Here is a 12,047-nt window from a genome sequence, read left to right on the forward strand (position 1 = left end):
TGAGCATAATAAAGGCCGTAATTATGACTGGTAAAAGTTTATAGTTAAAAGCTCAAACATTTAAAAACGACAAAGCCCGCTAAATTTAGCGGGCTTTTTAATATTACTTTTGTATTAACTAAGTACGGGACTTAATTAAAACTGAAAACGCATGTTAGCAAAGTACGCATCGTTGTCAGAATCATCAGCGTTGTTTTCGTAACCCACCTTTACACCAATATTTTTATTGATAAAGTGTTGAGCACCAAAGCTATAAGTATCTTGCTTATTGTAGTTAGCAAATACAGATGTTGCTTTTGAGAAGTAGTAGTTAGTTTCTGCTACCCATTGGTTTTGGGCATCATCAATGCTTTCGTATTTACCTTCAAAAGTAAGGTAGTTACCTTGCTGTAAATCAATAAAGTATTTAGCAGCTACTGCACGGTAATCAAAATCGTCGTCTGATGTAAGTGTAACACCTACATAATCAGTGCTGTTTAGCATGTAGTTGTAAGCTAAATCAAATAATGCGTAATCATCGCCGTCTTTGTTTTCAACTAGTGTTACTTTTGCAAGTAAATCAGGGTTGAAAAAGTAACCACCCGTCAGTTTATAAAGCTCACTGTTAGAACCTGAATCAGGGTCTAGGTTTTCGTAAGATGCGCCAACAACAAATTCATTAATGAAGTATTCACCACCAACTGATGTTAAATCGCCAAAGTCGTCATCAGCGTAGCCACCATATACGTTAGTTTGTTTATTGATGTATTCAAACTGATCGTACGGGCCTAAAGTTTTTTTAGGAGATAAGTAGTAAATAGAATCTACAGCAACGGTGTCGTTGTTATCGCTATTTTTGTAGCTTAGGTTACTAATTGAATTATAGCTGTCTGCAGCAGCCGCAGTGCTAGATAATAAAATGCTCGAAATAATAACTGCTAATTTTTTCATTGTAAGACTTCCCTATGTACATTGCTTTTTATGCTCTAGCTGTATTGCTAAAGTCGAGGCACATGCTAACGTTAGGAAACTGAATGAAAACTTAACTAACCACTTGTATTTATTAAGTTAATTGTAAGGAAGTGTTGTAAACTGTAAAATTAAAGTAGTTGCAACATCTAGTCAACAACTACTTAAAACATGTACCGCAGCTTAAAGCGCGTGTTGGCTAATAATACGATAAACATCGTTAATATTATCGCCAGACTTGAACTCTTTACTAATTGGTGTTGGATCTGAGCCAACCCATATTTTTAGCTCGGCATCTAAGTCAAAATGGCCTGCACTTTCTTTACTAAACTTGGTAATTTTAGAGTAAGCAATACTCACCATTTCCATTTTAGAGCCGGTCATACCTTGCTTATCAATTAAGATTAAGCGCTTATTAGTAAAAATAAACATATCACGTACTACTTTATATGCTTTTTCTACTTGCTCGCCGTCAATTAATGTATTGGCGAGGATTTTCTCTAAATCAGAATCGTCAACTTCGCTTGCATTACCCATAAGTCCGCTAAGTAAACCCATTATACTTTCTCCTGTTTAAATATTTGATTCTCTAATGTGTGACCATTAACTAACTGCCTGTACTGCCAGTGTTGTTGATGACAAAAGTTCAGTAGTGCAATATCAAGTGGATCGCTCGTTGGTTGATACTCAACAACATATTCTTTATGCTGGCTCATATACACTCGGCTCACCCCTGCAATTGCTTGAAGCTGTTGCTCAACATTTTGATAAGCTTCGCTTAGCATTAATGTATAAAAGTGTTTATCAGTATTATTTGTTTTTGTTTGATGCTCGCTTAGTACGCCTTTATCTAAATGAAGCACCTGTGAGCATAGTCGCTCAAGCTCAGTTAAATCGTGAGAGCTTAAAATAAACGTAGCCTGTTCACTTAATTCAGATACTAGCTCGCGTACTTCTCTGGCATGAATCGGATCAAGCCCTGCGGTTGCTTCATCAAGCATTACAATTTGTGGCGCGCCAATAAGTGCTTGCGCTATCGTAACGCGCTTGCGCATACCGTGCGATAAATCCCCCGCACGCTGCTTTGCAATTTCTTTTAAGCCAACCAAGTCAAGTACACGTAGCGCCTCAGTTTGGCTTTGCTTAGCGCCCATACCTTGCAGTTTTGCATAAAAAGCGAGTTGCTTATCTATATTAAAACGAGGGTCAAGTTGCGCGTCTTGCGGTAATGCACTTACTTTATTAAATAAAGCAGCGCTCCCTGGCTTATGCCCTAATATTTCAAGGCTGCCTTTACTTGGCGCTATATAGCCGCACAACAAACTAAATAAGGTGGTTTTACCCGCACCATTTGGCCCAACAAGCGCCACTGGCGCGCCTTTATTAATCTCAAAGTCCACATTATTAAGCGCAAGTTTTGCACCATACGATTTACTCAAACCGCTGGCTGTAATTAATGGTCTCATAGTGAGCTCCTTGCAAAAATACGTTGAGCAACGCTTAGTAACACCGCAGTTTGCACAAGGGGAATAGCCACAGCGCTTAATAATGGTAAATTTTGCCCCGCTAATAACTCTATTTGCACACCCGGAAATAAATAATCAAGCAAGCCTAATGCGGGTATTTGCCATTGCAATATACCAACTACAATACCGCCTGCTGCAAAATATAAAATTGCCAATACAATAGATAAACGCGATGAACGAGCAAAGGTATTTATTAACGTCATAAGTGCTACAAATGGACACAGAGTAATCACTAATATTAAAAATATAGAAAGCGCACGGGCAAAACCACCAGCCAGTAAACTTGGATCTCTAAACCCTAGTACAGCAAGCGTAGCCACAAGAGTAATGCCCACTAAGCAGGCTAATACCGCTAATTGTCCTAAAAAACGACCAAACAGTATTTCAAAGCGAGTGGAGCGCAGTGATAAAAACCTTAGTGTGCCGCGCTCTCTATCGCCTACCGTTTGGTCACTACAAATAAATAAACCAAAAACGGGAAAGCTATACAGGGCTATTAACCAGTACATAGCAAATTCGGCCTCAGGCCAATCCAATAATTTACTTAAACCAATAGAACCTGATATATCACGGGCTATTTGCTCAAAATCGGGCGCACTTACAATGCCTACTGCCTGCCCTATTGGGTAGCGCAGTATTATTAGCCACACCAATGCAAAGGCTGCTAATGCAATAAGTCCACGTTTAGTTAAAAACATACGTACAAGCTCAAATCCCGCTATTTGCGTTAATCGCCCTACGTTTATCAGTAATGGTGTTGCCATTGACTATCCTTAATGACTTTTTATTTTCTGTGTATTTATCCACACTAAGTGTAAACACCTTGAATTACCAGCAAAAAAAAGCTCACCGAAGGTGAGCTTTGTAACAATACATTTAAATGTAACAACATAAATTGCGATATAAATTATAAATGCTGCTTATAAACCTCAAGTGCTTGGCTTAAATCACTAATTAAATCTTCAACATCTTCAAGGCCTATGTGCAAACGAATAACCGGCCCTAAATCCCAACCTGTATTTGAGCGCAGCCCTTTCATGGTTAAATTAGCCGTTACCAAGCTTTCAAAACCACCCCACGAAAAGCCCATTTTAATATGCTCAAGGCTATCTAAAAATGCATCAATCGCTTTTTGATTGCCGGTTTTCATAACAAATGAAAACAACCCATTACTACCATCAAAGTCACGTTTAAAGAACTCATGCCCTGGGCAGCTTTCAAATGCAGGGTGTCGAATATGATCAACAAGCTCATGTTGCTCAAGCCATTTAGCTACTTCTATTGCTGCTTTTTCATGTTGATTTAAACGCACACCCATTGTACGAAGGCCTCTAAGCGCTAAATACGCATCATCGGCACTGGTACATTGCCCTAGTAAGTACGAGTTTTCGCGCAAGGTTGGCCAGTACTTTTTATTAGCAACAGCCACACCCATCATCACGTCTGAATGGCCGACAATATACTTCGTTGCAGCCTGAATACTAATATCAACACCGTGCTCTAGCGGACGATAATGCAAACCGTTGCCGTAGGTATTATCAAGTATGGTCATTACGCTATGCTCATTGGCTACTTTTACCATAGCGGGCACATCTTGCACTTCCATCGTAATAGAACCTGGAGATTCTAAAAACAACACTTTAGTATTTGGCTGAATGTAATCTTTAATACCTGCGCCAATGGTTGGCGGGTAATAGGTTGTTGTAATGCCCAGCCCCACTAAAATTTTATCGCAAAAATCGCGAGTTGGTTCGTACACGTTATCAACCATTAAAATATGATCACCGGTTTTTAAAAACGATAAAAATACTTGGCTGATCGCCGCAGCGCCACAAGGGTACAATGCACACCCTTCGCCGCCTTCAAGTTCTGTAATCGCTTCTTGTAGCGCAAAGTGTGTTGTTGTTCCTCGGCGCCCATAAAATAACGTTTTATCGCCACGGGTTTTAGCTGCTTCTTTTAAATCGGCTACAGTATCAAATACAATGGTAGATGCACGCTGTACAACGGGATTTACTACGCCATGTGTATAGGCTTTTTTTCGCCCTGATGATACCAGCTGAGTGTTTTTATTACTTTTACTCGACATTGTTAATCCTTAAGGGTTTGTGCGCCAATGCTCAATTAAATAACGAGAGATAGAATCGGTTCTAGGCAGCTTTAAATGCTCGCCTTCTTCGTGCCAATTACCAAATTGCTCTAAGTCTTCACGACTAAACCATTTTGCATCGTCTAGCTCTTCTTTATCTACGTTAATTTCCTCAGATGTCGCCTCTGCAAAAAAACCAAGCATAATGGACGATGGGAACGGCCATGGCTGAGATGCAACATAACGTACGTTATCAACCTCTATACCTGCCTCTTCTTTAACTTCACGCGCAACAGCTTGTTCCAGTGTCTCCCCTGGGTCTACAAATCCAGCAAGCGACGAATACATACCAGTGGGCCACGCGGCTTGGCGACCTAATAAACAGCGTTCTACTCCGTCAGCAAAGACTTTAGTAACCACCATAATTACCGCAGGATCGGTGCGCGGGAATGTAGGATGCTTACAGTTTTCGTTTTCACACACTCTAGAGTGCCCGGCTTCCACTGAACGGTTTTTACTACCGCAGCGCCCACAAAAACGGTGCGTGGCATGCCAATAACATAACCCTCTCGCAAGGGCGGCTATTGAGGCATATTTAATGGTTACTTGAGGCCCATATTGGCGAATATCAAAAAACTGAGCGCCCTCTATTAAAGGCGTAAGTACGCTTTCATCCAGATCAGATACATCCAATGCAAACACACCATGTTTAGCATTATTTAAACCAACAAAAATAGCACTCGTTAAATCTAAATGCGCCACTTGTTGATACGTTAAATAGCTTACTTTAGGGGTATCTTTAATAAATAGGGTTTGATTATTTTTAACTAAAACCCATTTACTTTGCGCCGACATTTGCGCTTTAAGCCACGATGGGTCTTTACGAAAATTTGAGCCTCTATCTAGTGGCATGTTGCTATAATGAAGCATGTAAGTCCTTGGTAACTCGTTATGCTTTAAAATTACCATAATCATTTAGCAAACCCAATTGATTACAGTAATAAAAAAAGCCTATATAAGGCTTAATTCATCTATTACGGCTTTGTATTAAAATCTCTCATGTTGCAGGCACTTAGCTTGCACTTTTTTAACTATTTTTTACTGTTAAAGTAGCAAAGTATTATCAATTAAATGAAATTGCTCTGCGCTTTGTTTTAATACCTCAGCGGTTAACCGGTCAGCACCGTATACATCGCACGGTACATTATATTGATTTTTTAAATGCCCAAGTAACAAAGCAAAGTCACCATCGCCAGAGAGCAAAATAACCTTATCAAGGCTTTTACCCTGCTCTAACATGTCTATTGTTATACCTACATCCCAATCGCCTTTAGCACTTCCATCACGGCGTTGAATAAATGGCTTTAGCTTTACGTCAAAACCAATCGCACGCAAAATATTTTGAAACTGATTTTGCTTTTCATCACCTCGATAAATAGCGTACGCAAAAGCACACTCAATATTGTATTGCGCCTGCATTACCCGCCAAAACGCATTGTAGTCAAAGTTTTTTCCGTAACTCTCGCGGCACGTGTAATAAATATTTTGCACATCAACAAAAATACCTACGCGTGGTTTCGTGCTTTGCTGCTCGTTTTGTAAAGTCATTTAGTGTCCTAGTGAGGATTAATAGCAATAAAAGTAACGTTATAAAATAAGTGTACCTTGCAATTTATATTTAAGTAACCTAAATTAGTTACATACCCTTATGTAACCAATATTGGTTACACATTAAAAAGTAACCATTTTGAGATTTTTATGATTGGTGTGATCAGCGGCGATATTATTAAATCGCAAACAATCCCTAAGCAGCAATACGATGCCATGCTTTATCAACTAGAGCAAAGTTTGCGAAACATTTCGGGGGAGCAAACACTTTGGAATATATACCGAGGCGATGCCTTTCAGTTACAAGTTAATAATCCTGAGCTCCTTTTTAAAAATGCCATACTTGTATATTTACACCTTAAATCGTCAGGTTATGAGCTACGGCAAAGCTTGGCACTTGGGCAAATAGATAACCCACGCAGCGATATAAAAACAGCAACCGGTTCTGCTTTTACCCTTTCGGGGCAAGGCCTTGATAAAATAGGTAATCAACGCTTTGTTTTTAATATTAATGAGCAGCAGCTTGATGAAAGCTTAAATCTTAATTTAGCCTTTGCCGACGTATTACTCACTAAAATCACGCAAAAACAAGCAAATGCCCTGTATGTCTATTTAACATCATCAGACAACAGCCACGCGGCACTGGCTAAAGAGCTTAAAACAAGTCGCGAAAATGTAACAAAACTACTAAATTTAGCGCACTACCAACTTATAGAGCGCTTTATTAAGCACACACAACACGTTATAAAAAATATAATTAAAGGAGGTGAATAATGGAGTTTTCACTTTTACTGGTCGCGCTTATTATTGGCCACTTACTCGCTGATTTTTACTGGCAACCTATGAGTTGGGTAAACGACAGAAACACCCGTCACTTTAAAGCCAGTAAGCTTTATTTTCATGTACTTGTGCATGGTGTAACAAGTGCACTCATTATTACCGTGTGGGAATACACATTCGGGTGGCAACAACTAAGCAGTGTTTTAATTGCCACGGCGAGCATTATGCTGAGCCATTACTTTATTGATATAGCTAAATCATATTCTAATAAAGGCGTGGTGCCTTTTTTACTAGATCAAATAGCGCACATACTCGTTATTATTGCGCTCAGTATTTGGCTAACTGATAACAATAGCTTTATGGCTGCAATTAATAATATGCTCACTGATCCCAAAATACTGTGGGTGGTATGCGGTTATTTAATTATTTTGAGCCCCAGCGCCGTATTTATAAGAATGATGTTAGAGCGTTTAACAAGTAACTTTTCAAGTACTGGTAGCTTACCGCTTGCAGGGCAAAGCATTGGTATGTTGGAACGCGTACTTATGCTGAGCTTTATATTGCTTGACCAATTTGCAGGCCTTGGTTTTTTACTTGCGGCAAAGTCGGTATTTAGGTTTGGTGATTTAAGTGCAAGCAAAGATAAAAAACTTACCGAGTACGTTATGCTCGGCACACTACTTAGCGTAAGTGTGACTTTATTTGTAGGTTTGGGTATTAACTATTTAATCAGGTAGGCAATACAGTAAGTACAAATTACAGACAATAAAAAACGCGCTGCTTCTATTTATTCAAAAGAAGAGAGCGCGTTTTTTGTATCAGCCTTTAACCAAGTTCTAAATTAATTAAACGCCAATATGATCATTAATCGTTATTTGTGCGACGACGGCGTTGGCCACTACCGCCAACAGATTCACGCTTTGCCCATGGGTTTTGCGCATTATCATCTGTTTTAGCTGCTGGCTTTTTAGAACCACCACGACGAGGGCCGGTACCATTACCACCATTGTTCGGCTTTTTACTGTTAGGCTTGCTGCTATCAGATTTAGGCTTATTAAAAGGCTGCTTTTTCTTAGGCTTTTTAGACGGCAGTGGGCGAGCATCTAATGCGCGCTCTGCTACTGGGTTAATAGGCTCAAAACCGTCTTCTTCAGCACGTGGGATAAGCTCACCAATAAAGCGCTCAATACCGTATAAGTCAACAGCATCTTCTGTTGTTACAAACGAAATCGCATGACCCGACGCACCAGCACGGCCTGTACGGCCAATACGGTGAACGTAATCTTCATATACATTTGGTAAGTCGTAGTTAACAACATGCGGTAATTCAACAATGTCTAAACCACGTGCAACAATGTCTGTTGCTACTAGTACGCGTACTTCACCACTTTTAAAACCATCAAGTGCTTTAACACGTGCGCCTTGTGATTTATTACCATGGATAGCCGCGCCTACAATATCATCTCGCTCTAGTTGCTTAACTAAGCGGTTAGCACCGTGCTTTGTACGGCTAAACACTAACACTTGTTGCCAATCGTTAGTGCGAATCAAGTGGCTTAGCAATGCTGTTTTACGTGTTTTATCTACCGCATAAACACACTGAGTAACACTTTTTGCAGTGGTATTTTTTGCAGCAACTGAAATTTCAACAGGGTCATTAATTAACCCTTTTGCTAATGCACGAATTTCGTCAGAAAATGTAGCCGAAAACATCAAGTTTTGACGTTTAGCAGGCATTTTAGCAATTAAGCGTTTAATGTCGTGAATAAAGCCCATGTCTAACATGCGGTCAGCTTCATCGAGTACAAGCACTTCAACGCTATCAAATTTAACTGCATTTTGATTATGTAAGTCGATTAAACGACCCGGCGTTGCTACTAAAATATCAACACCTTTACGAAGACGCTGCATTTGTGGGTTAATTTTAACGCCACCGTAAACTACAAATGAGCTCACATCCGAATGCTTAGCGTACTCTTCAACGTTTTCGCTTACTTGCAAAGCAAGCTCACGTGTAGGCGTTAAAATAAGTGCACGTACGTGGTTACTTTTAGCTTTAGGGCCTGACGACAAACGCTCAATAAGTGGTAATGTAAAACCCGCTGTTTTACCTGTACCTGTTTGCGCTGCTGCCATAACATCACGGCGTTCAATAATTGCAGGAATTGCTTGAGCCTGAATCGGCGTTGGCGTTTCATAGCCCTTTTCTAAAACCGCATTAACCAAAGACTGTGATAAACCTAAACCTTCAAAACTCATATAAACTCTCTTTTAAATTAGGCTACGTTAGCCAGTTGCGCGCATTATACCTGTAGTAGCTAAGAATGCATGCCATTATTTACGTTGCGAGCAATTGAGCATAGCTTAATAAAATTAAACCTGTGCTCAAGTTGCTTAAAAATGCAAAAAACGGCCATAAGCCGTTTTTTGTTTATACTTAATTACTCTAAGTATAAGAGTTACTTAACACCTAACTCACGCAGGCGTTCTTGCAAGTAGCTATCTGCCGTGTAGCGCTCTGAAAGCACAACATCTGGATGCGGGTGTAAAAATAACGGTAGTGATATACGCGATTTAGTAGATGCTTTACCCGTTGGGTTAATTACACGGTGAATTGTCGATGGGAAATACCCGCCCGACGCTTCTTGTAACATGTCGCCGATATTAATAATTAAGCTGCCAAAATCACATGGCACGTCTAACCAACCGCCATCTGTTTTTTGAACTTGTAAACCAGGCTCATTAGAAGCTGGTAATACAGTCAATAAGTTAATATCGCCATGGGCTGCTGCGCGAATAGCACCTGGCTCTTCATCACCCGTCATAGGCGGATAATGTAGGATACGTAACAATGTTTGCTCAGAATCGGCAATCATGTCTTTTAAATCAATCGAAAACTTAGCACGTACATCAGCCGGAGATTCAGCCTGAACCCAACTTAACAATGTGCCAGCAAATTCACTTGCTAAACGGTAGTATTCACGTACATCAGCTTCAAGCTCTTCAGGAACGCGACCTTTAGGGTACACATGGAAGTACTCTTTAATGTCTTTTATTGTAAAGCCTTTCGCTACTTCAGATACTGAAGGCGGAAAATAACCGTCTTGAGTTTCTTTAGAGAATAAAAAGTCGTGCTTTTGCTCTGAGTTAAAAAAGTCTTGCCAATTTTTGTAAATAGACTCAACTAAAGACTGTGGGATTGGGTGGTTTTTTAAAACGCCAAATCCAGTATTTCTTAACGATTCAACAAATTGTGCAGCCGCATCGGGAGCTTTATAATCAACAGTAGGTAATTGCATTGTACGTTCCAGTGAATAGGTTGTGTGAAGTGAGTTGCTTTTAATAGTGCTAAATTACTTATATAAAGTAGCAAAGCCTTCATTATAGCGCTATGCGAGCATAGACAAATGACCTCAAAAACATAAGGACATATGTCCGCAAAGCATAGTCACCGCCACTTGGCTTGATCAAGATCAACTTATAAAAAAACGTTGAATTTGCAAGGTTTAGTACTTATATCTGGTCTACTAGGGCGTGCTGACCTTTGGTGGGTGAATTTGCAGCAGACTGTTTGGTATTTAAGCAAGGCAGAGCCTATGATGTGTGGTTGTTCCCCATAAATAGGCGATAACGCAGCATAAATGCCAAACATGCGCTACCCTTTGGGTTCTTTCTAGGGACGATTAACTCTTTGTTGCTCGGTTTTTACTTAGTCCACTAGGTTACAAACCTCGCGCCGCGATTAAATCGCCCCTAGATTGAACAAATTTCAATCCACAACGGTCAACACGCCCTAATATAATGTATTTTATTTGTGTAAATAAGGCTCCCCATGCGACAAAAAGTATCTTTTAAAAGCGGCGATTTAGAACTTGCCGGCCAACTTGAACTTCCCTCTGGTGACGTTAAGTTTTACGCGCTATTTGCACACTGCTTTACATGCGGTAAAGACATTGCAGCAGCCACACGTATTAGCCGAGCTTTAACACAACAAGGTATCGCCGTACTGCGTTTCGACTTTACCGGTTTAGGTAATAGCGATGGCGACTTTGCTAACAGTAACTTTTCATCAAACATTCAAGATTTAGTATCTGCGGCAAATCATTTACGTGAGCATTTTGCGGCGCCGCAACTACTCATTGGCCACAGTTTAGGCGGGGCTGCCGTTCTTGCTGCTGCGGAGCATATTCCTGAAGTATCGGCTATTACAACCATTGGTGCACCGTCAGATGCGCAGCACGTAGCGCATAATTTTGAAGCACACCTTGATGAAATTAACGCAGCAGGTGAAGCTAAAGTAAACTTAGCCGGTCGTGAATTTACTATTAAAAAACAATTTATTGACGATATAGCCAAGTACGATAAAAGCCACATAAGTAAACTTAAGCGCGCATTATTAGTAATGCACTCCCCTATTGATGCGACGGTAAATATTAGTGAAGCTGAAAAAATTTATGCATCAGCTAAGCATCCTAAAAGCTTTATTAGCCTAGATAACGCCGATCACTTACTTACTAATAAAAACGATGCCGACTACGCTGCACAAATAATTGCAACGTGGGCAAACCGTTATGTTAAGTACGACAAAACTAAATACACGGCAAGTTTAACGGGTGGCAATGTACTCGTTGAAGAAAAAGACCATGTATTTACTCAGCACGTAAGTACAAAAGATCATACTTGGCTTGCAGATGAGCCAATAAAAGTAGGTGGTAAAAACTTAGGTCCTGATCCGTATCATCACTTATTAGCGGGGCTTGGTGCCTGTACGGCAATGACACTGCGTATGTACGCTACACGTAAAAACTTACCACTGGAGCATGTAAAAGTAGAGCTTGATCACACTCGCGATTACAACAAAGATTGCGACGATTGTGAGCAAACAGGTAACCTTGAAGCCATTACCCGTAAAATCACCTTACGTGGCGACTTAACAGAGCCACAACGCCAGCGTTTACTCGAAATAGCCGACAAATGCCCTGTGCATAAAACACTGCATAACAACCCGGTTATTGTAAGTGAACTGGTAGAGTAACTAAAACAAAAATAGCGTAGCCTTGGCTGCGCTATTTTAGATGCTCAATAAAGCAATCTCA

General features: G+C 40.2%; 12 protein-coding genes. 3 read left to right on the plus strand and 9 right to left on the minus strand.

Going from position 1 to position 12,047, the window contains the following annotated elements; all coding sequences use genetic code 11:
* Positions 1-135: 135 nt before the first annotated feature.
* From CXF76_RS02045 to CXF76_RS02075, 7 genes are all read right to left on the minus strand, one after another.
* Positions 136-930: a putative porin gene (locus CXF76_RS02045; RefSeq protein ID WP_024591302.1), complete on the minus strand. Its 795-nt coding sequence runs from the start codon at positions 928-930 to the stop codon at positions 136-138.
* Positions 931-1,131: 201 nt separating this feature from the next.
* Positions 1,132-1,506 carry a PH domain-containing protein gene (locus CXF76_RS02050; protein WP_007377979.1) on the minus strand — a complete coding sequence of 125 codons (375 nt, stop codon included), beginning with the start codon at positions 1,504-1,506 and terminating at the stop codon, positions 1,132-1,134.
* On the minus strand, positions 1,506-2,414 hold the full coding sequence (locus CXF76_RS02055) for an ABC transporter ATP-binding protein (RefSeq protein WP_007377980.1): 909 nt from the start codon (positions 2,412-2,414) through the stop codon (positions 1,506-1,508). The genes CXF76_RS02050 and CXF76_RS02055 overlap by 1 nt, the downstream gene beginning before the upstream one ends.
* Positions 2,411-3,238 (minus strand): ABC transporter permease, encoded by an 828-nt coding sequence (locus tag CXF76_RS02060; RefSeq protein ID WP_101162946.1) that lies wholly within the window; start codon positions 3,236-3,238, stop codon positions 2,411-2,413. The genes CXF76_RS02055 and CXF76_RS02060 overlap by 4 nt, the downstream gene beginning before the upstream one ends.
* 143 nt (positions 3,239-3,381) lie before the next feature.
* Positions 3,382-4,563 (minus strand): cystathionine beta-lyase, encoded by a 1,182-nt coding sequence (locus tag CXF76_RS02065; RefSeq protein WP_101162947.1) that lies wholly within the window; start codon positions 4,561-4,563, stop codon positions 3,382-3,384.
* Positions 4,564-4,572: 9 nt separating this feature from the next.
* On the minus strand, positions 4,573-5,493 hold the full coding sequence (gene nudC / locus CXF76_RS02070; protein WP_007586996.1) for an NAD(+) diphosphatase: 921 nt from the start codon (positions 5,491-5,493) through the stop codon (positions 4,573-4,575).
* Between the two features lie 174 nt (positions 5,494-5,667).
* Positions 5,668-6,171, minus strand: coding sequence for a LabA-like NYN domain-containing protein (locus CXF76_RS02075; RefSeq protein ID WP_007586991.1), 504 nt, complete (start codon positions 6,169-6,171; stop codon positions 5,668-5,670).
* 150 nt (positions 6,172-6,321) lie between these two features.
* On the opposite strand from CXF76_RS02075, the gene CXF76_RS02080 reads away from it, so the two are divergent.
* A complete protein-coding gene (locus tag CXF76_RS02080; RefSeq protein ID WP_010555313.1) occupies positions 6,322-6,945 on the plus strand; it encodes a hypothetical protein in 624 nt (207 codons plus the stop codon).
* Positions 6,945-7,688: a DUF3307 domain-containing protein gene (locus CXF76_RS02085; protein WP_010555314.1), complete on the plus strand. Its 744-nt coding sequence runs from the start codon at positions 6,945-6,947 to the stop codon at positions 7,686-7,688. Before CXF76_RS02080 ends, CXF76_RS02085 begins: the two co-directional genes overlap by 1 nt.
* Before the next feature lie 127 nt (positions 7,689-7,815).
* Here CXF76_RS02085 and CXF76_RS02090 read toward each other — a convergent pair whose 3' ends face one another.
* Positions 7,816-9,210 (minus strand): DEAD/DEAH box helicase, encoded by a 1,395-nt coding sequence (locus CXF76_RS02090; protein ID WP_007586988.1) that lies wholly within the window; start codon positions 9,208-9,210, stop codon positions 7,816-7,818.
* A gap of 200 nt (positions 9,211-9,410) precedes the next feature.
* Positions 9,411-10,250, minus strand: coding sequence for an isopenicillin N synthase family dioxygenase (locus CXF76_RS02095; RefSeq protein ID WP_024591305.1), 840 nt, complete (start codon positions 10,248-10,250; stop codon positions 9,411-9,413).
* Between the two features lie 533 nt (positions 10,251-10,783).
* Here CXF76_RS02095 and CXF76_RS02100 point away from each other — a divergent pair.
* Positions 10,784-11,986 (plus strand): bifunctional alpha/beta hydrolase/OsmC family protein, encoded by a 1,203-nt coding sequence (locus CXF76_RS02100; protein ID WP_007586983.1) that lies wholly within the window; start codon positions 10,784-10,786, stop codon positions 11,984-11,986.
* Positions 11,987-12,047 lie beyond the last annotated feature (61 nt).

The sequence above is a fragment of the Pseudoalteromonas sp. 78C3 genome (genome assembly GCF_002836695.1).
Lineage (GTDB): Bacteria > Pseudomonadota > Gammaproteobacteria > Enterobacterales > Alteromonadaceae > Pseudoalteromonas > Pseudoalteromonas arctica.